Annotated in this window: 15 protein-coding genes, 4 tRNA genes and 1 pseudogene; 15 read left to right on the top strand and 5 right to left on the bottom strand. The window is 63.7% G+C overall.

Annotated features, from left to right (window positions below; all coding sequences use genetic code 11):
• Positions 1–45 precede the first annotated feature (45 nt).
• Positions 46–121 (bottom strand) — tRNA-Thr (locus BLT60_RS06830).
• Positions 122–213: 92 nt separating this feature from the next.
• Positions 214–1,011: a TrmH family RNA methyltransferase gene (locus tag BLT60_RS06825; protein ID WP_090875640.1), complete on the bottom strand. Its 798-nt coding sequence runs from the start codon at positions 1,009–1,011 to the stop codon at positions 214–216.
• 173 nt (positions 1,012–1,184) lie between these two features.
• Between BLT60_RS06825 and BLT60_RS06820 the strand changes: the two genes are divergently transcribed.
• From BLT60_RS06820 to rpoC, 11 genes are all read left to right on the top strand, one after another.
• A tRNA-Tyr gene (locus BLT60_RS06820) sits at positions 1,185–1,270 on the top strand.
• Positions 1,271–1,316: 46 nt separating this feature from the next.
• Positions 1,317–1,390, top strand: a tRNA-Gly gene (locus BLT60_RS06815).
• A gap of 105 nt (positions 1,391–1,495) precedes the next feature.
• Positions 1,496–1,571 (top strand) — tRNA-Trp (locus tag BLT60_RS06810).
• Positions 1,572–1,792: 221 nt separating this feature from the next.
• Complete coding sequence (gene secE / locus BLT60_RS06805) at positions 1,793–1,993, top strand: preprotein translocase subunit SecE (RefSeq protein ID WP_090875639.1); 201 nt, start codon at positions 1,793–1,795, stop codon at positions 1,991–1,993.
• 33 nt (positions 1,994–2,026) lie between these two features.
• A complete protein-coding gene (gene nusG / locus BLT60_RS06800) occupies positions 2,027–2,557 on the top strand; it encodes a transcription termination/antitermination protein NusG (RefSeq protein WP_090875771.1) in 531 nt (176 codons plus the stop codon).
• 98 nt (positions 2,558–2,655) lie between these two features.
• Positions 2,656–3,084: a 50S ribosomal protein L11 gene (gene rplK, locus BLT60_RS06795; RefSeq protein ID WP_090875638.1), complete on the top strand. Its 429-nt coding sequence runs from the start codon at positions 2,656–2,658 to the stop codon at positions 3,082–3,084.
• 4 nt (positions 3,085–3,088) lie between these two features.
• Positions 3,089–3,784, top strand: a complete 696-nt coding sequence (rplA, locus tag BLT60_RS06790; RefSeq protein WP_090875637.1) for a 50S ribosomal protein L1 — start codon at positions 3,089–3,091, stop codon at positions 3,782–3,784.
• Between the two features lie 477 nt (positions 3,785–4,261).
• Positions 4,262–4,780 (top strand): 50S ribosomal protein L10, encoded by a 519-nt coding sequence (gene rplJ / locus BLT60_RS06785; RefSeq protein WP_090875636.1) that lies wholly within the window; start codon positions 4,262–4,264, stop codon positions 4,778–4,780.
• A gap of 49 nt (positions 4,781–4,829) precedes the next feature.
• On the top strand, positions 4,830–5,204 hold the full coding sequence (gene rplL, locus BLT60_RS06780) for a 50S ribosomal protein L7/L12 (protein ID WP_090875635.1): 375 nt from the start codon (positions 4,830–4,832) through the stop codon (positions 5,202–5,204).
• Between the two features lie 170 nt (positions 5,205–5,374).
• Positions 5,375–9,514: a DNA-directed RNA polymerase subunit beta gene (gene rpoB / locus BLT60_RS06775; RefSeq protein WP_090875634.1), complete on the top strand. Its 4,140-nt coding sequence runs from the start codon at positions 5,375–5,377 to the stop codon at positions 9,512–9,514.
• A gap of 97 nt (positions 9,515–9,611) precedes the next feature.
• On the top strand, positions 9,612–13,820 hold the full coding sequence (rpoC, locus tag BLT60_RS06770; RefSeq protein ID WP_090875633.1) for a DNA-directed RNA polymerase subunit beta': 4,209 nt from the start codon (positions 9,612–9,614) through the stop codon (positions 13,818–13,820).
• Between the two features lie 61 nt (positions 13,821–13,881).
• On the opposite strand, the gene BLT60_RS06765 is transcribed toward rpoC, so the two are convergent.
• Together BLT60_RS06765 and BLT60_RS24995 are read right to left on the bottom strand one after the other, a co-directional pair.
• On the bottom strand, positions 13,882–14,337 hold the full coding sequence (locus BLT60_RS06765; protein WP_244521175.1) for a TetR/AcrR family transcriptional regulator: 456 nt from the start codon (positions 14,335–14,337) through the stop codon (positions 13,882–13,884).
• A gap of 18 nt (positions 14,338–14,355) precedes the next feature.
• A pseudogene (locus BLT60_RS24995) lies at positions 14,356–14,409 on the bottom strand (hypothetical protein); the annotation flags it as partial.
• Here BLT60_RS24995 and BLT60_RS06760 point away from each other — a divergent pair.
• Positions 14,389–15,315 carry an SDR family oxidoreductase gene (locus tag BLT60_RS06760; RefSeq protein ID WP_342028570.1) on the top strand — a complete coding sequence of 309 codons (927 nt, stop codon included), beginning with the start codon at positions 14,389–14,391 and terminating at the stop codon, positions 15,313–15,315. The pseudogene BLT60_RS24995 and the gene BLT60_RS06760 overlap by 21 nt on opposite strands.
• A gap of 8 nt (positions 15,316–15,323) precedes the next feature.
• Here the strand turns inward: BLT60_RS06760 and BLT60_RS06755 are convergent, their stop codons facing one another.
• Positions 15,324–16,430 (bottom strand): MFS transporter, encoded by a 1,107-nt coding sequence (locus BLT60_RS06755; RefSeq protein WP_175478317.1) that lies wholly within the window; start codon positions 16,428–16,430, stop codon positions 15,324–15,326.
• Positions 16,431–16,933: 503 nt separating this feature from the next.
• Between BLT60_RS06755 and rpsL the strand changes: the two genes are divergently transcribed.
• The 3 genes from rpsL to fusA are packed head-to-tail and all read left to right on the top strand — an operon-like array spanning position 16,934 to position 19,928.
• Entirely contained in the window at positions 16,934–17,305 is a 372-nt protein-coding gene (rpsL, locus tag BLT60_RS06750) for a 30S ribosomal protein S12 (protein WP_090875629.1), read from the top strand.
• A 50-nt stretch (positions 17,306–17,355) separates the two neighbouring features.
• The gene (rpsG, locus tag BLT60_RS06745) at positions 17,356–17,826 is read left to right on the top strand and encodes a 30S ribosomal protein S7 (protein ID WP_090875628.1); all 471 of its coding nucleotides are present in this window, start codon (positions 17,356–17,358) and stop codon (positions 17,824–17,826) included.
• A gap of 26 nt (positions 17,827–17,852) precedes the next feature.
• Positions 17,853–19,928, top strand: a complete 2,076-nt coding sequence (gene fusA / locus BLT60_RS06740) for an elongation factor G (protein WP_090875627.1) — start codon at positions 17,853–17,855, stop codon at positions 19,926–19,928.
• Positions 19,929–19,947 lie beyond the last annotated feature (19 nt).

Raw genomic sequence — 19,947 nt, 5'->3', positions numbered from 1 at the left:
GGTGAATCCGGTAATTCCACTATACCGTTGTATTCACTTAATAAATGGTGCCGGCAACAGGATTCGAACCCGTGACCCCCTGATTACAAATCAGGTGCTCTACCAACTGAGCTATGCCGGCCCTTGCCGGAGTCCGTAGCAGCGGATTCGTGGCGCTGCAAGGTCGGGTGGGCCGGGTGGCGGCCGTCCGTGGTCGCGGCGAGGAGGGGGCTGTCAGCCGGACGTATCGAGGTGCCGGCGGGCGACGTAGAGGCCGAGCGCTGCGGCGTTGGAGACGTTGAGGCTGGCGAGGGGGCCGCTGGTCGGCAGGCGGGCCAGCCGGTCGCATTTCTCGCGGGTGAGGCGGCGCAGGCCCTTGCCCTCGGCGCCCAGCACCAGCGCGACGCGCTCGCCGGTCATCGCCGATTCGAGCGTCGTCTCCGCCGCCTCGTCGAAGCCGATCCGGACGAAGCCGTTGTAGCCGAGCTCGTCCAGCGCCCGGGCGAGGTTGCCCACCGCGACGAGGGGAATCATGTCGAGGGCGCCGGAGGCCGCCTTGGCGAGCACGCCGGTTTCGGCCGGGGCGTGGCGGGCGGTCGACAGGACCGCATCGGCGCCAAAGGCGGCGGCCGATCGCAGGATCGCGCCGACGTTATGGGGATCGCTGACCTGGTCGAGACAGACGACGAGGTGCCTGTCGCGGAGCTCGTCGATCGCCAGCGGCTCGAGCGGCGCGACCTCCATCGCGACGCCCTGGTGGACGGCTTCGCCGCCGAGCAGGCGGTCGAGATCGCGGGGACGGACTTCCTCCGGCACCATCGGCAGCGTGGCGCCGGCCTCCCGCAGGCGGGCGCTGGCATTCGGCGTCGCCATGATTCGGGTGATCACCCGTTTCGGATTGGCGAGGGCGGCGACGACCGGGTGCATGCCATAGAGGAAGAGGGCGTCCGGCCGACGCTCGGCAGGCGTTCGCGGCCCGTGGGGCGGGCGCCGGGGGCCGGTCGGGCGAGGGGGGCGGTTTCGGGTGACCATTGCCCCGGCTTATAGGCGCGTCGGCCGGCTGTCTCAATCGCCTTCACCGTCGATCGTGCCGACTTCGACAAACCCGGGCCACCATCGTTGACAGGGCAGACCGTCGTCGCCATAACACGCGCCGCGGGTTATCGCGGTGCCGCCCTGGCGGCGCCCGGTCGCGCGCAATCGGCGGGGGAGTGTCCCGAGTGGCAAAGGGGGCGGACTGTAAATCCGCTGGCGTACGCCTTCGTAGGTTCGAGTCCTACCTCCCCCACCATCCTTCGCCGTGCTACCCTTTCTTCCAGGCAGATCGCACGGCGCCCGCGGGTGTAGCTCAATGGTAGAGCAACAGCCTTCCAAGCTGATGACGAGGGTTCGATTCCCTTCACCCGCTCCATCGCCGGCCCGCTCATGACACCCGATCTGGTGAAAATGACCGGAAGCCGTCAAAGCCTCTGGCAATCCGGCCCCGAAGTCTGGTATCTGATCGCGGAAATCGTTTAGGGGTATAGCTCAGTTGGTAGAGCGACGGTCTCCAAAACCGTAGGTCGTGGGTTCGAGTCCCTCTGCCCCTGCCACGACACAGCGACTTCCCATCGTCCCAAACCAGCAACCGAATAGCCGTGATTCGTTCGCGAATGCGCTTCACGAACATCGGTGGCGTCGGGGCGTGGCGGGAAGTCGCTGAAAAGCAATGTCGCAAAGGCTTGAGTCTCGTGCGCCAAAGCCTTATGTAACCCGTCCCAAGCGTGGCGGGCGAGCCAGGGAGGTTCGCCCGCCTACAGCTATGTGAGATTTTATGGCCGAAAGAACCAATCCCTTCACGTTCCTCCAGCAGGTCCGGACGGAAGCCGCCAAGGTCGTCTGGCCGAGCCGGCGCGAAACCGTGATCTCGACGATCATGGTGCTGATCATGGCGATCCTGGCGAGCATCTTCTTCCTGCTCGCCGATCAGCTGTTGAGCTTCGGGGTCGGTTTCCTTCTCGGCGTCGGCGGGTGAGGCGGAACGATGTCGGCGGTACAAGCGAATACGATGGAAAAGAAGTGGTACATCGTCCACGCCTATTCGAATTTCGAGCGCAAGGTCGCCGAATCGATCACTGAAAAGGCGCAGGCGGCCGGGCTCGAGGGGCTGTTCGAGGAAGTCCTGGTTCCCACCGAGAAGGTGGTCGAGGTGCGGCGCGGCCGGAAGGTCGATGCCGAGCGCAAGTTCTTCCCCGGCTACGTGCTGGTGAAGATGGCGATGACCGACGAGGCCTATCACCTCATCAAGAACACGCCGAAGGTCACCGGATTCCTCGGCGCCGACATGAAGCCGATTCCGATCTCCGAGGCGGAGGCGCATCGCATCCTCCAGCAGGTTCAGGAAGGTGTCGAGCGGCCGAAGCCGTCGATCAGCTTCGAGGTCGGCGAGCAGGTTCGGGTCGCGGACGGGCCGTTTGCCTCGTTCAACGGCCAGATCGAGGAAGTCGACGAAGTCAGGGCCCGCCTCAAGGTGGCGGTGTCCATTTTCGGCCGGGCGACCCCGGTCGAGCTCGAATACGGGCAAGTCGAAAAGATTTGATCCGTTCACGGGTGTGGGAGGTGAGGGCGCCTGGCCAGGGCGCCGGATCCGGACCACGCCATTCCTGCCGGCCGGGCCGGCGATAAAGGGAACAAGACATGGCAAAGAAAGTCGCAGGATTTCTGAAACTGCAGGTGCCCGCGGGCGCTGCCAATCCGTCGCCGCCGATCGGCCCGGCGCTTGGCCAGCGCGGCATCAACATCATGGAGTTCTGCAAGGCGTTCAACGCGCAGAGCCAGGAGATGGAGAAGGGATCGCCGATTCCCGTCGTCATCACCTACTACCAGGACAAGTCCTTCACCTTCCAGATGAAGACGCCGCCGGTGAGCTTCTTCCTGAAGAAGGCAGCGAATTCCAAGAAAGGCTCGTCGACCCCCGGTCGCGGCGCCGCCGGCCGCGTCACCCGCGAGCAGGTGCGCGAGATCGCGACCCAGAAGATGGCCGATCTCAACGCCGTCGATATCGAGGGCGCGATGAAGATGGTTGAAGGCTCCGCCCGCTCGATGGGCATGCAGGTGGTGGACTGAGATCATGGCACATCAGGGAAAACGCGTTAAAGCCGCCCGCGAGGGCATCGAGCCGCTGAAGCTCTACCCGCTCGACGAGGCGGTGAAGCTGGTCAAGTCCCGGGCAGGGGCCAAGTTCGACGAGACCGTCGAAGTGGCGCTGAACCTCGGTGTCGATCCCCGTCATGCCGACCAGATGGTGCGTGGCGTCTGCCAGTTGCCGAACGGTTCCGGCCGGACGCTGCGGGTCGGCGTCTTCGCCAAGGGCGCCAAGGCCGACGAGGCCAAGGCCGCGGGCGCCGATGTCGTCGGCGCCGAGGACCTGGTCGAACTGGTCCAGAAGGGCACGATCGACTTCGACCGCTGCATCGCCACGCCGGACATGATGCCGCTCGTCGGTCGTCTCGGAAAGATCCTCGGGCCGCGCGGCATGATGCCGAACCCGAAGGTCGGCACGGTCACCCAGGACGTCGAGGCCGCCGTCAAGGCAGCCAAGGGCGGGGCGGTCGAGTTCCGCGTCGAGAAGGCGGGGATCATCCACGCCGGCGTCGGCAAGGCGAGCTTCAACGACACCCAGCTGGTCGAGAATATCAAGGCCTTCACCGATGCGGTGCAGAAGGCCCGTCCGTCGGGCGCCAAGGGGACGTTCGTCCAGCGCGTGGCGATCTCCTCGACGATGGGACCCGGCGTCAAGGTCGATCCGGCGTCGCTCGGAACGTAAATTCTGCGAGGCCCGGCGGGGCGTTACCGCCGGGCTTCGATCTTTCGCTAAATAGGGGCTTGGCAAAAGGCTTGCGAGTCTCTAGATAGCGTCTCTGGGCGCGTCGGCCCTTTGTACGGCGCGTCTTTGTGCGTCCCTCTAAATCACGGTGGTGAGACCCTCTCTTGGACATCCAATCGGATTATTTCAAGGGAGACAAAGACTTACACAGCGTTTTGTCGAGTGCGCACCGTCAATCCGGCCTCAAGCCGGTTTGGCGATCCTGTCCGAGACTGCAGGTGCCGGGCCTCCGGCTTAATCTACTTCGACCTGCAATAGACGGGAGGGAGCCGGACTTTCCGGTTCGAACCTCTTCGCGGCTCAGTCCGTCGTGGCGACACGGCGACTGGGGGACAGGTCGGATTGTCGCTTTGGCTCAGGCCGGAGTGGCACGTGAAACCGGCGGTCCCCAAGTGGCCGCCAAGTGGAGTGAGGCAAGTGGATAGAGCGGAAAAAAGCCAGCTCGTAGAAGACCTTGGGTCGGTATTCAATGATACCGGCGTCGTGGTCGTCGCCCACTATACCGGTCTTACCGTTGCGGAGATGACGTCCCTCAGGGCTCGGATGCGCGACGTTGGGGCCAGTGTGCGAGTCGCCAAGAATCGTCTTGTCAAACTCGCCCTCAAAGGCACGGACGTAGAACACATTTCGGATCTGTTTCAGGGTCCGACGGTGTTGGCTTATTCAGCCGACCCGGTGGCTGCGCCCAAGATCGCCGTCGAATTCGCCAAGGGAAACGAGAAACTCGTGATCCTGGGTGGAGCGATGGGAACGACCAGTCTCGACCCGGAGGGCGTCAAGGCGCTCGCCGCGCTGCCGTCGCTGGATGAACTGCGTGGCAAGCTGGTGGGCCTGATGGCCGCGCCGGCAACGCAAATTGCCCGGGTTCTCTCCGCGCCGGCCGGTCAGGTCGCGCGGGTGATCGGTGCCTATGCGGACAAGGACGAAGCGGCCTAGGCCGATTCTTGGAAATCCAAAGGTTCGAATCGTAAAAGGAATCAATTCAATGGCTGAACTTTCGAAAATCGTGGATGAACTTTCGCAGCTGACGGTCCTCGAGGCCGCCGAACTGTCGAAGATGCTTGAAGAGAAGTGGGGTGTTTCCGCAGCGGCTCCGGTCGCCGTGGCGGCAGCCGGTGGCGGCGGTGCCGCGGCCGAGGCCGAGGAAAAGACCGACTTCGATGTCGTTCTCGCCGAAGTCGGCCCGAACAAGATCAACGTCATCAAGGAAGTCCGGGCGATCACCGCGCTTGGACTGAAAGAGGCGAAGGACCTTGTCGAGGCCGCTCCGAAGGCCGTCAAGGAAGGCGTTGCCAAGGACGAGGCCGACAAGCTCAAGGCCCAGCTCGAAGCCGCTGGCGCCAAGGTCGAACTGAAGTAGGTCCTGGACATCCAGGACGCTGCCGGGCGCATATCGCCCGACCAGCGCAGAGTTAAGGGGAGGGCGCCGATCCGTCGGCGCCCCGCCCGCCGCAAGACAGACCAACTGCTCTCCCGAAGGCCGTGTCCCCGACCTTCCGGACAGCCGTTTACATCGAACCAGGAGTGGACATGACTCAGACGTTCACCGGCCGCAGGCGAGTGCGCAAATTTTTCGGCTCCATTCGGGAGGTGGCCGAGATGCCGAACCTTATCGAGGTTCAGAAGGCATCCTACGACCAGTTCCTGCTTGTAGAGGAGCCGGAAGGCGGCCGGGGCGACGAGGGCCTCCAGGCGGTCTTCAAGTCCGTCTTCCCGATCTCTGACTTTTCCAACTCGGCCCTGCTCGAATTCGTTCGCTACGATTTCGAGCCGCCGAAGTATGACGTCGACGAATGCCGCCAGCGCGGCATGACCTTCTCGGCACCGCTCAAGGTGACGCTCCGCCTCATCGTTTTTGATATCGACCAGGACACCGGCGCCAAGTCCGTCAAGGACATCAAGGAGCAGGAAGTCTACATGGGCGAAATGCCGTTGATGACCAACAACGGCACCTTCATCGTCAATGGCACCGAGCGCGTCATCGTCTCCCAGATGCATCGTTCGCCGGGCGTCTTCTTCGACCATGACAAGGGCAAGACCCACTCGTCGGGCAAGCTGCTCTTCGCCGCGCGGATCATCCCGTATCGCGGCTCGTGGCTCGATATCGAGTTCGACGCGAAGGACATCGTCCATGCCCGTATCGACCGTCGCCGCAAGATCCCGATCACCTCGCTGCTCTACGCACTCGGGCTCGACAGCGAGGAGATCCTCAGCACCTTCTATGAGACCGTCACCTACACCAAGATGGACGGCGGCTGGCGGCTGCCCTTCGACGCCAACCGGATGCGAGGCTTCAAGCCGGTCAACGATCTGGTCGACGCCGATTCCGGCGAAGTGATCGTCGAGGCCGGTCACAAGATCACCGCCCGCGGCGCCCGCCAGCTGGCGGAGAAGAACGTGTCGGCCCTCAAGGTCGCCGACGAGGACCTTTACGGTCACTACCTGGCTGAGGAAATGGTCAACGCCGAGACGGGCGAGATCTATTCCGAGGCCGGCGAAGAGGTCACCGAGAAGCTCCTGGCCGATCTGGTCGAGGCTGGCTACACCGAGTTCAAGATTCTCGACATCGACCACATCCATACCGGCGCCTACATCCGCAACACGCTGGCGATCGACAAGAACGAGTCGCGCGAAGACGCGCTGTTCGACATCTACCGGGTGATGCGTCCGGGCGAGCCGCCGACCATCGAGACGGCCGAGGCGATGTTCACCTCGCTGTTCTTCGACCCCGAGCGCTACGACCTTTCCGCAGTCGGCCGGGTCAAGATGAACATGCGGCTCGACCTCAAGACCGACGATACCGTCCGTGTCCTTCGCAAGGAGGACATCCTCGCCGTCATCCAGACGCTGCTCGAGCTTCGCGACGGCAAGGGCGAGATCGACGACATCGACAACCTCGGCAACCGGCGGGTTCGCTCGGTCGGCGAGCTCATGGAGAACCAGTACCGGATCGGCCTCCTGCGCATGGAGCGGGCGATCAAGGAGCGCATGTCGTCGGTCGAGATCGGCAACGTCATGCCGCAGGACCTGATCAACGCCAAGCCGGCGGCCGCCGCCGTGCGCGAATTCTTCGGCTCGTCGCAGCTGTCGCAGTTCATGGATCAGACCAATCCGCTGTCGGAGATCACCCACAAGCGCCGTCTCTCGGCGCTTGGCCCGGGCGGTCTGACCCGCGAGCGGGCCGGCTTCGAGGTGCGCGACGTGCATCCGACCCACTACGGCCGGATCTGCCCGATCGAGACGCCGGAAGGGCCGAATATCGGCCTGATCAACTCGCTCGCCACCTTCGCGCGGGTCAACAAATACGGCTTCATCGAGAGCCCCTACCGGCGCGTCAAGGACGCCCAGGTGACCGAGGAGGTCGTCTACCTCTCGGCGATGGAAGAGGCCAAGTATACGGTCGCGCAGGCGAATGCCGTGCTCGACGACAAGGGCAGCTTCACCGAGGAGATGATTGTTTGTCGTCACGCCGGCGACAACGTCGTGATCCCGGCCGATCGCGTCGACTTCATGGACGTGTCGCCGAAGCAGCTTGTTTCGGTCGCCGCGGCGCTCATCCCGTTCCTCGAGAACGATGACGCCAACCGCGCCCTGATGGGATCGAACATGCAGCGCCAGGCGGTGCCGCTGGTTCGCTCCGAGGCGCCGCTGGTCGGCACCGGCATGGAGCCGATCGTCGCGCGCGACTCCGGCGCAGCCGTTCCGGCTCGCCGGGCGGGCATCGTCGACCAGGTCGATGCGACGCGTGTCGTCATCCGGGCGACGGAGGATCTCGATCCGACCCGTTCCGGCGTCGACATCTATCGGCTGATGAAGTTCCAGCGTTCCAACCAGAATACCTGCATCAACCAGCGGCCTCTGGTGCGTGTCGGTGACTTCGTCGAGAAGGGCGGCGTCATCGCCGATGGTCCGTCGACCGATCTCGGCGACCTGGCCCTCGGCCGCAACGTCCTCGTCGCCTTCATGCCGTGGAACGGTTACAACTTCGAGGATTCCATCCTGCTGTCCGAGCGCATCGTGCGCGACGACGTCTTCACCTCGATCCACATCGAGGAATTCGAGGTGATGGCGCGAGACACCAAGCTCGGGCCGGAGGAAATCACCCGCGACATCCCGAACGTTTCGGAAGAGGCGCTGAAGAGCCTAGACGAGGCGGGCATCGTCTATATCGGCGCCGAGGTTTCGGCCACCGACATCCTGGTCGGCAAGATCACGCCGAAGGGCGAGAGCCCGATGACGCCGGAGGAGAAGCTGCTTCGCGCCATCTTCGGCGAGAAGGCTTCCGACGTTCGCGATACGTCGCTGCGTGTTCCGCCGGGCGTCACCGGCACGGTCGTCGAGGTCCGGGTGTTCAACCGCCACGGCATCGAGAAAGACGAGCGGGCGATGGCGATCGAGCGCGAGGAGATCGAGCGTCTCGCTAAGGATCGCGACGACGAACAGGCGATCCTCGACCGGAACGTCTACGGCCGTCTGACCGATATGCTGATCAACAAGCTCGGCCTGTCCGGTCCCAAGGGCTTCAAGAAGGGTGGCAAGATCACCAAGGAGACGCTGGCCGAGTTCCCGCGTAGCCAGTGGTGGCAGTTTGCCGTCTCCAACGACAAGCTCATGGCCGAGGTCGAAGCGCTTCGCACCCAGTATGACGAGAGCCGCAAGGGCCTCGAGAAGCGGTTCATCGACAAGGTCGAGAAGCTGCAGCGCGGCGACGAACTGCCTCCGGGCGTGATGAAGATGGTCAAGGTCTTCGTCGCGGTGAAGCGCAAGATCCAGTCCGGCGACAAGATGGCCGGCCGCCACGGCAACAAGGGTGTCGTGTCGCGGATCGTGCCGATCGAGGACATGCCGTATCTTGAGGACGGCACGCATGTCGACATCGTCCTCAATCCGCTCGGCGTGCCGAGCCGGATGAATGTCGGGCAGATCCTCGAAACCCATCTGGGTTGGGCCTGCGCCGGCATGGGACTGAAGATCGGCAAGATGGTCGAGACCTACAAGAAGGACAACGACGTCAAGCCGCTTCGCAATGTCCTTGCGCAGGTCTATGGCAGCAACAGCAAGAACGAGAATGTTGCCGATTACGACGACAACGGTGTGGTGGAACTCGCTACCCAGCTCAGCCACGGCGTTCCGATCGCGACGCCGGTGTTCGACGGCGCCCGTGAACCGGACATCGTCGAGCTCCTGAAGGAAGCGGACCTCGATCCCTCGGGGCAGTCGCAGCTTTACGACGGCCGCACCGGCGAGCCTTTCGATCGCCCGGTGACGGTCGGCTACATCTACATGCTGAAGCTGCACCATTTGGTGGACGACAAGATCCACGCCCGCTCGATCGGTCCGTACAGCCTGGTCACCCAGCAGCCTCTCGGCGGCAAGGCGCAGTTCGGCGGCCAGCGCTTCGGCGAGATGGAGGTGTGGGCGCTCGAGGCTTACGGCGCTGCATACACCTTGCAGGAAATGCTCACCGTGAAGTCGGACGACGTTGCCGGCCGCACCAAGGTCTACGAGTCGATCGTGCGCGGCGACGACACCTTCGAGGCCGGTATTCCGGAGAGCTTCAACGTTCTGGTGAAGGAGATGCGTTCGCTCGGCCTCGATGTCGAGCTCGACAACTCGAAGGCCCGTCAGGCGACTGGCGGATCGGAGCCGACCGCGGATGCGGCCGAGTGAGTTGCCGCGACGTGAATTCGGACACCATTGCCAATAGTCACATGCGTGCCGCGCCGGGAGCCTCTCTCCCGGCCGGCCGCATTGCAGGAGACAGTCGATGAATCAAGAGATCACGAACATCTTCGGTCCGGCCCAGCCCCCGGCCCAGATCTTCGACCAGATTCGTATCTCCATCGCGAGCCCGGAAAAGATTCTTTCGTGGTCGTTCGGCGAGATCAAGAAGCCGGAGACCATCAACTACCGCACCTTCAAGCCGGAGCGGGACGGGCTCTTCTGCGCCCGCATCTTCGGCCCGATCAAGGACTACGAGTGCCTGTGCGGCAAGTACAAGCGGATGAAGTACAAGGGCATCATCTGCGAGAAGTGTGGTGTCGAAGTGACGCTCGCCCGGGTCCGGCGCGAGCGCATGGGGCATATCGAGCTCGCCGCTCCGGTCGCCCATATCTGGTTCCTCAAGTCGCTGCCGTCGCGGATCGGCATGCTGCTCGACATGACGCTCAAGGATCTTGAGCGCATCCTCTATTTCGAGAATTACATCGTTATCGAGCCCGGCCTGACGCCCCTCAAGGAGCGGCAGTTGCTGAGCGAAGACGAGTATCTCAAGGCCCAGGACGAATACGGCGAGGATTCCTTCACCGCCGACATCGGCGCGGAAGCCATCCGCAAGATGCTGATCGCGCTCGACCTCAAGAAGCTGACGGTCGACCTGCGCCAGGAGATTGCCGAGTCGACGACCGAGCTGAAGCCGAAGAAGCTCGCCAAGCGCCTGAAGCTGGTCGAGGCCTTCATCGAGTCCGGCAACAAGCCGGAGTGGATGATCCTCAAGGTCGTGCCGGTGATCCCGCCGGACCTGCGCCCGCTGGTGCCGCTGGATGGCGGCCGTTTCGCGACGTCGGACCTCAACGACCTCTATCGCCGCGTCATCAACCGGAACAACCGGCTGAAGCGCCTGATCGAGCTTCGCGCCCCTGACATCATCATCCGCAACGAGAAGCGGATGCTGCAGGAGGCCGTCGATGCGCTGTTCGACAACGGTCGTCGCGGCCGCGTCATCACCGGCGCCAACAAGCGCCCGCTGAAGTCGCTGTCCGACATGCTGAAGGGCAAGCAGGGCCGGTTCCGCCAGAACCTGCTCGGCAAGCGCGTCGACTATTCCGGCCGCTCGGTCATCGTCGTCGGTCCGGAACTGAAGCTGCACCAGTGCGGCCTGCCGAAGAAGATGGCGCTCGAGCTGTTCAAGCCGTTCATCTATTCGCGGCTTGACGCCAAGGGCTATTCGTCGACCGTCAAGCAGGCGAAGAAGCTGGTCGAGAAGGAGAAGCCCGAGGTCTGGGATATCCTCGACGAGGTAATCCGCGAGCATCCGGTGCTGTTGAACCGGGCGCCGACGCTCCATCGTCTCGGCATCCAGGCGTTCGAGCCGGTGCTGGTCGAGGGCAAGGCGATCCAGCTTCACCCGCTGGTCTGCGCGGCCTTCAACGCCGACTTCGACGGCGACCAGATGGCGGTCCATGTGCCGCTGTCGCTGGAAGCCCAGCTCGAAGCCCGCGTGCTGATGATGTCGACCAACAACATCCTGCATCCGGCCAACGGCCTGCCGATCATCGTGCCGTCGCAGGATATCGTTCTCGGCCTCTACTACCTGTCGATCATGGCCGACGGCGAGCCCGGCGAGGGCGCGGCCTTTGGCGATGTCGGCGAGATCGAGCATGCGCTCTCGGCCGGGGCGACCACGCTCCACGCCAAGGTGAGGGGGCGGTATCGCACCATCGATCAGGACGGCAACGAGGTTTCGAAGATCTACGAGACCACGCCGGGCCGGCTGATGCTCGGTGCGCTGCTGCCGAAGAACCCCAACCTCTCCTTCGACCTCATCAACAAGCTGATGACCAAGAAGGAGATCTCCAACACGATCGACGCCGTCTACCGGCATTGCGGTCAGAAGGAGACGGTCATCTTCTGCGATCGCATCATGCAGCTCGGCTTTACCCGGGCGTTCAAGGCGGGCATCTCGTTCGGCAAGGACGACATGGTGATCCCGGACACCAAGGCCAAGCTCGTCGAAGAGACCCAGCAGCTCGCCAAGGAATACGAGCAGCAGTACAACGACGGTCTCATCACCCAGGGCGAGAAGTACAACAAGGTCGTCGACGCCTGGGCGAAGTGCACCGACCGCGTCGCCGACGAGATGATGAAGCGCATTCAGGCGGTGGAGAAGGACGACAGCGGCCGCCAGAAGCAGATGAACTCGATCTACATGATGTCGCACTCCGGTGCGCGCGGGTCGCCCCAGCAGATGAAGCAGCTGGCCGGCATGCGTGGCCTGATGGCCAAGCCGTCGGGCGAGATCATCGAGACGCCGATCATCTCGAACTTCAAGGAAGGCCTCTCGGTTCTCGAGTACTTCAACTCCACCCATGGCGCCCGTAAGGGCCTCGCGGATACGGCGTTGAAGACCGCGAACTCGGGTTACCTCACCCGTCGTCTGGTCGACGTGGCGCAGGACTGCATCATCACCGAGCAGGATTGCGGCACGACCGCCGGCCTCAAGATGCAGGCGGTGATCGACTCCGGTCAGATCGTCGCCACCCTCGGCATGCGCGTCCTCGGACGCACGGCCGCCGAGGACGTCATCGCCCCGGCAACCGGCGAGGTCGTCATTCCGGCGGGCACGCTGATCGAGGAGCGTCATGTCGAGGCGATCGAGAATGCCAAGGTTCAGGCCTTCCGCATCCGCTCGGTCCTGACCTGCGAGAACACCAACGGCGTCTGCGGCAAGTGCTACGGCCGTGATCTGGCCCGTGGCACGCCGGTCAACATGGGCGAGGCGGTCGGCGTGATCGCGGCCCAGTCGATCGGCGAGCCGGGCACCCAGCTCACCATGCGTACCTTCCACATCGGCGGGACGGCGCAGGTGGTCGATCAGTCGACGATGGAGTCAAACTTCGAGGGTACGGTTCACATCCGCAACCGTAACCTGATGCGCGACTCCGACGGCCGTCTGGTGGCGATGGGCCGGACCATGCAGATCGCGATCGTCGACAGCGACGGCACCGAACGCTCGGTCAACCGCATCACCTACGGGTCGCGGCTGCACGTGGACGAGGGCGATGTCGTCAAGCGTGGCCAGCGTCTGGCGGAATGGGACCCCTATACCCGTCCGGTCCTGACGGAAGTCGGCGGCATCATCGCCTTCGAGGATCTCGTCGATCGTATCTCGGTCTCCGAGAGCGCCGACGAGTCGACCGGCATCACCAAGCGTGTGATCACCGACTGGCGGGCCAATCCGCGGGGTGGCGATCTCAAGCCGGCGATCGTCATCAAGGGCAAGGACGGCAAGATCAAGAAGACCTCTCGCGGCACCGACGCGCGCTACCTGTTGTCGGTGGATGCGATCCTCTCGGTCGATGCCGGCACCGAAGTCCATGCGGGTGACGTGCTCTCCCGTATCCCGATGGCAAGCGCCAAGACCCGCGACATTACGGGCGGTCTGCCGCGCGTCGCCGAACTCTTCGAGGCGCGTCGTCCGAAGGACCACGCGATCATCGCCGAGATCGACGGCACCATCAAATTCGGCCGCGACTACAAGAACAAGCGGCGGATCGTCCTCGAGCCCGAGGAGGAGGGGGCAGAGCCGGTCGAGTACCTGATTGCCAAGAGCCGGCCGTTCCATCTCCAGGAAGGCGATACGGTCGAAAAGGGCGACTACATCGTCGAGGGCAACCCGGCGCCGCATGACATTCTGGCGATCAAGGGGATCGAGGCGCTTGCCGCGTATCTCGTCAACGAGATCCAGGAGGTCTACCGGCTCCAGGGCGTGACCATCAACGACAAGCACATCGAGGTGATCGTTCGCCAGATGCTGCAGAAGGTCGAGATCATGGAGTCCGGCGACACCGACATGTTCCCGGGCGAGCAGATCGATACCCTCGACTACGAGATCGCCAACGACCAGGCGGTGGCCGAGGGCAAGAAGCCCGCGGTCGGCGTCCCGGTCCTGCTCGGCATCACCAAGGCGAGCCTGCAGACCCGCTCCTTCTTCTCGGCGGCGTCCTTCCAGGAGACCACCCGCGTCCTCACCGAGGCGGCGGTCAACGGCAAGGTCGATCCGCTCGAGGGCCTGAAGGAGAACATCATTGTCGGCCGCCTGATCCCGGCGGGTACCGGTGGAACGATCAGCCGGGTCCGCCAGGTGGCGACCCACCGCGACGAGTTGATCGTCGAGGAGCGGCGTCGCACGGCGGCCCTGTCGGGCAACAAGGACGCCGAGGAAGACGTCAGCGAGTTGAGCGGCGCCGCCGAATAGGCGCCGTCGACCACCACCGACCAGATACGGGGCCGCCTTTCGGGGCGGCCCTTTTTCGTGCTCAGACCCTGGCTGTTTCCAGGTAGCAGAGGCACATGATCGTCAGTTGCTTCCGAATGTCGGTCTCCAGCCCGGCGGGCAGGTTGCGCTCGAAAACGTTGCGCACGGTACCGAAAATCACCGCCAGAAGGGTCGCGTTGACGAGCGCGAGGTCGTCGTAGGTCGCATCGGAGGCGCTGCCGAACATCGCCGTCGTCGCGGCATCCACACGCTGCGCGAAAGCTTCGATCAGGGCTTCGTTGTCGAGTTCGACCGCGGAACGGTACAACGCGCGGGTGACGTCCCTCCGCTCGGTTTTCGCCTGCCAGTAGGTCGCCACCAGCGCTTCGACCATCTCCGGCGTGGAAGCGCCCCGCAACTCCAGGCAAGCCGTCTCTACCTTCCCGGCCACGATATCCAGGTAGCGCTCGTTCAGCGCATAGAGCAGCGCCTGCTTGTGCGGGAAGTACTGGTACATCGTGCCAACGGAGACTCCGGCTCGTTCCGCCACCCGTGTGGTGGTCAGGCGATGGAGTCCTTCGGAAAGCAAAACCTGAATGGTCGCTTCGAGTATTGCGTCCAACGTCACGGTCGCGCGCGCCTGACGCGGCCGTTTCCGGGGCTTCAGGTGGAGTGGGGGCGTCGCGGTCATAAGCGAATCCTCAAAGCGAAGGATCCTTCATATATTGGTGCCGACACCGCACCAACCATTGAAGGCAGTCGCATGGCGAACCCCAAACCCATCGCGCTCGTTACCGGAGCCAACAAGGGCATCGGACTGGAAATCGCCCGTCAACTCGCAGGAACCGATGTCACTGTCATCATCGGGGCCCGCGATCGCGATCGCGGCAGGAAAGCGGCCGACGAACTATTGTCGATTGGGCTACCTGTCGAAAGTGTCGAGATCGACCTCAACGACGAGGTGACCATCGCCGCCGCAGCCGAACATATCGCCGCCAGGCATGGCCGGCTGGACATTCTGGTCAACAATGCCGGCATCGTCGACGGTGCGGATGGTCCGCCGACCACTGCGTCGACGCGTGCCGTGCGCCGGGTCATGGAAACGAATTTCATCGGCACCCTGGCGGTGACGCAGGCGATGCTGCCGCTGCTGCGCAAGTCGCCGGCCGGCCGTATCGTCAATCTGGCGACTTCACTGGGATCGCTTGCGATCAACAGCGATCCGGCCTCGCCATACTATTCGGCGCGCCTGATCGGCTACAATGCCTCCAAGGCAGCGCTGAACATGCTCACCGTGCAGTTGACGGCGGAACTTCGGGACACGCCCATCGTCGTCAACTCGGTAAGCCCCGGCTACGTGAAGACCGATTTGACGGGTCATACCGGCTTCATGACACCCGACGAAGGCGCGAGGCTGCCGGTCGCATACGCGCTGCTCGGCGAAGACGCCGTGTCCGGCCGCTTTGTTGAGCCGGACGGCGAAACGCCCTGGTAGGCCTCCGCCTACTTCAGTCGGTAGCCAAGCACCGCGATCGCCAGTCCCATCGCCAGGACGATGCCGAGGGAGGCCGAGAGGCCGTATTCGGCGCCGATGAAGCCGAGGATCGGCGGGGCGCTGAGGAAGCCGGCATAGCCCATGGTGGCGACCGAGGCGACGCCGACACCGGCAGAGACGCCCGGCGCCTTTGCCCCGGCGCTGAACACCACCGGGACGACGTTGGCGACGCCGATGCCGGCGATGCCGAAGCCGAGGGCGGCAAGGAGCGGCGAGGGGACCACCAGCGCGGTGCCCAGTCCGATCGCCGCGAGGATGCCGCCTCCGACGAGAATGTTGCGGCTGCCAAGCCGGGCGACGATCGGGTCGCCAAACAGCCGGATGGCCGACATCGACAGCGCGAAGAGGGCGAAGCCGAAGGCCGCGGTGGTCGGCGTCGCTTCGCGGACTGTTGTCAGGTAGAGCGCGCTCCAGTCGGTGATCGCGCCTTCCAGCGCATAGGCGAGGAGGGCGATCAGGCCGAGACCGAGGACAGCCCTGCTCGGCAGGGTGAATTGCGGGCCCTCCTGTCCCGCGGGCTCGCCGGGAAAGAGGTTGCGCACCGCGAAGGCGGCGGGGATCAGGCTCACGGCGACGGCGACGGCGACGCCGCGCCCGTCGCCCCAGCCGAGCCCGATGACCAGCGCGCCGATCAGGGCGCCCGATAGCGCGCCGATCGAATAGAAGGCGTGGAAGGAAGACATGGTCGGCTTCTGCCGGGCCGTCTCGATCTCCGAAGCCTGGACATTGGCCACGACGTCGAGGCCGCCGAGCAGCACGCCGAAGACGAAGAGCGTGACGAAGAAGGCCGGCACCGTCCATGACAGGATCGGGAAGGGCAGGATGATCAGGTAGACGATCATGCCGATGGCGGTGGGAAGGCGCGAGCCCGTCCGTCCGACGATCCATCCGGAAAGGGGCATGGAGACCACCGCGCCGGCGGCCATGGTCAAGAGGGCCAGTCCGAGGATCGCCGGGTTGATCGCCAGGCGCTCCTGGATCAGCGGAATGTGGACCGCCCAGATGCCGGGCCCGATGCCGATCAGGAAGAAGACGACCGAAACGGCGATTCGCATCCGGAGGAGGTCCGTCTTCGCGAATCCCCGCGTTTGAACTGAGTCCATGATAGATTGCGTCAATGCTGCGGGCGTGGGATGAGAAGGGGTGCCACCCGCGCCCTCGCGGGATCGGCACTCAGTTGCGCTTGATACTGCGGGAATGGCGCAAATGCATCCTTGTCGGGCCGAATTCTTTGCATTTCGGTCGCCGCGTCGCGGCGCTAAAGAAATTTTCCTGGTCCGGGTTGACGGGGGGTAGGGGAAAGCCTAGGTTCCGCCCGCTTTCGAGCAGGTAGTAGGGCTTTTGTTCCGGCGGCGCCATGCTGTGGAAATACAAGCGCTAAACACTGAGCGAAAACAGAAGAACGACGCTAATACGGGATGACATGATCGCGGCTTCCGCCGTGATCCTCTGTTTTTTCTAGGCGCCTCTCGCCTTCGGCGGGGTATGGCGCTCGTTGCGTCATGCAATTTGGGATGAAGCGGGCCAGGCGATCGGCCCCGAGAAATCAAGGCCGACAATGCCGACGATCAACCAGCTTATTCGCAATCCGCGCCGTGCGCCGATCAAGCGCAACAAAGTGCCGGCGATGCAGCAGAGCCCGCAGAAGCGCGGCGTCTGCACGCGCGTCTACACCACGACGCCGAAGAAGCCGAACTCCGCGCTGCGTAAGGTCGCCAAGATCCGGCTGACCAACCAGTTCGAGGTCATCGGTTATATCCCGGGTGAGGGGCATAACCTGCAGGAGCATTCGGTTGTGATGATCCGCGGCGGCCGCGTGAAGGATCTTCCGGGTGTCCGCTACCACGTCATTCGCGGCGTGCTTGACACCCAGGGCGTCAAGGACCGCAAGCAGCGGCGTTCAAAATACGGTGCAAAGCGGCCGAAGTAGTCTCGGTCGTTAGTTGTCGCTCAGTCTAGAAAAACACACAGGGAAACACTATGTCCCGTCGTCACCGCGCTGAAAAGCGCGAGATCATTCCGGACCCCAAGTACCACAATGAAGTTGTGGCCAAGTTCATGAACTCGGTCATGATTCAGGGGAAGAAGTCGGTTGCCGAGCGCATCGTCTACGGTGCCTTCGAGACGATCGAGGACAAGACCAAGCAGGATCCGGTCGGGATCTTCCGCCAGGCGCTCGACAACGTGATGCCCACCATCGAGGTGCGGTCGCGGCGCGTCGGCGGCGCCACCTATCAGGTGCCGGTGGAAGTCCGGATCGATCGCCGCCAGGCGCTTGCCATTCGCTGGCTGCTGTCGGCAGCGCGGGGTCGCAACGAGAAGACGATGACCGAGAAGCTCTCCGGTGAGCTGCTCGACGCCGCCAACAATCGCGGCAATGCGGTGAAGAAGCGTGAAGACACGCATCGGATGGCGGAAGCCAACCGGGCCTTCTCGCACTACCGCTGGTAACCCATTTCGCTTAGAGGCCGCAGGCAATGTCGCGCACCCATAAGATCGAGGACTACCGCAATTTCGGCATCATGGCCCACATTGATGCCGGGAAGACCACGACTACGGAGCGGATCCTTTACTACACCGGCAAGAGCCACAAGATCGGTGAAGTCCATGATGGCGCGGCCACCATGGACTGGATGGAGCAGGAGCAGGAGCGCGGCATCACGATCACGTCCGCCGCGACGACTGCTTACTGGCGCGAGAAGCGCCTGAACATCATCGACACGCCCGGTCACGTCGACTTCACCATTGAGGTGGAGCGGTCGCTCCGCGTTCTCGACGGCGCGGTTGCGCTGCTCGACGCGAATGCCGGTGTCGAGCCGCAGACTGAGACGGTCTGGCGGCAAGCGGACAAGTACAAGGTTCCGCGGATGATCTTCGTCAACAAGATGGACAAGATCGGCGCCGATTTCTATCGCAGCGTCGAGATGATCCGCGAGCGTCTTGGCGCCAAGCCGCTGGTCATCCAGCTGCCGCTGGGTGCCGAGTCCGACTTCAAGGGGCTTATCGATCTCGTTCTCATGAAGGCCGTCGTCTGGCACGATGAGACCCTCGGCGCCGACTATGACTACGTCGACATTCCGGCCGACCTCCAGGCGAAGGCCGAGGAGTATCGCGAGCAGATGATCGAGACGGCCGTCGAAGTCGATGAAGCCGTGATGGAGCAGTATCTCGAGGGCAATTCGCCCGACGAGGAGACGCTCAAGCGGCTGATCCGCAAGGGTACCTGCGGCAATCTCTTCGTTCCGATCCTTTGTGGTTCGGCCTTCAAGAACAAGGGCGTGCAGCCGCTCCTCGACGCGGTCGTCGACTACCTGCCGTCGCCGGTCGAAGTGGCCGCGATCCGGGGTATCGATCCGAAGACCGAGGAAGAAGTCCTCCGCAAGTCGTCGGACGAGTCGCCGCTGTCCATGCTGGCCTTCAAGGTAATGAACGATCCCTTCGTCGGATCGCTCACCTTCTGCCGCATCTACTCGGGCAAGCTCGAGACCGGCACCGCGCTGCTCAACACGGTCAAGGACAAGCGCGAGCGCATCGGCCGCATGCTGCAGATGCATTCGAACCATCGCGAGGACATCAAGGAAGCCTTCGCCGGCGACATCGTCGCGGTTGCGGGCCTCAAGGAAGTGACGACGGGCGATACGCTCTGCGATCCGGCTTCGCCGGTCATCCTGGAGCGGATGGAGTTCCCGGAGCCGGTCATCGAGATCGCGATCGAGCCGAACACCAAGGCCGACCAGGAGAAGATGGGCGTCGCGCTCCATCGTCTCGCCCAGGAAGATCCGTCGTTCCGCGTCAAGACCGACCAGGAGTCGGGCCAGACGATCATCGCCGGCATGGGCGAGCTGCATCTCGACATCATCGTCGATCGCATGCGGCGCGAATTCAAGGTCGAGGCGAGCGTCGGTGCTCCCCAGGTCGCCTATCGCGAGACGATTACCAAGGGCGTGCTGGAAGACTACACCCACAAGAAGCAGACCGGTGGTTCGGGCCAGTTCGCGCGGATCAAGATCGAAGTCTCCCCCGGCGAGCCGGGCACGGGTTTTGTCTTCGAGTCGAAGATCGTCGGTGGCAACGTGCCGAAAGAGTACATCCCGGGCGTCGAGAAGGGCGTTTCGAGCGTCATGCAGACCGGTGTGCTCGCCGGCTTCCCGCTGGTCGATGTTCATGTCGCGCTGGTCGACGGCGCCTATCACGACGTTGACTCGAGCGTCATGGCGTTCGAAATCGCTGGCCGCGCGGCGATGCGCGAAGCGTGCCGGAAGGCAAGTCCGAAACTGCTCGAGCCGATCATGAAGGTCGAGGTCGTCAGCCCCGAGGATTACCTCGGCTCGGTGATCGGCGACATCAACTCGCGGCGCGGTCAGGTTCTGGGCACCGATACCCGCGGTGTCGCGCAGGTCGTCGACGCGATGGTGCCGCTGGCCAACATGTTTGGCTACGTCAATACGCTTCGCTCCATGAGTCAGGGGCGGGCGCAGTACACGATGCAGTTCGATCACTACGAGCAAGTTCCACAGGCAGTGGCGCAGGAGGTTCAGGCGAAGTTCGCCTGACCGCGCGTTTCAAGAGAGA

The organism is Bauldia litoralis, from assembly GCF_900104485.1.
Lineage (GTDB): Bacteria > Pseudomonadota > Alphaproteobacteria > Rhizobiales > Kaistiaceae > Bauldia > Bauldia litoralis.
This window is presented reverse-complemented; position numbering and strand designations above follow the sequence as displayed.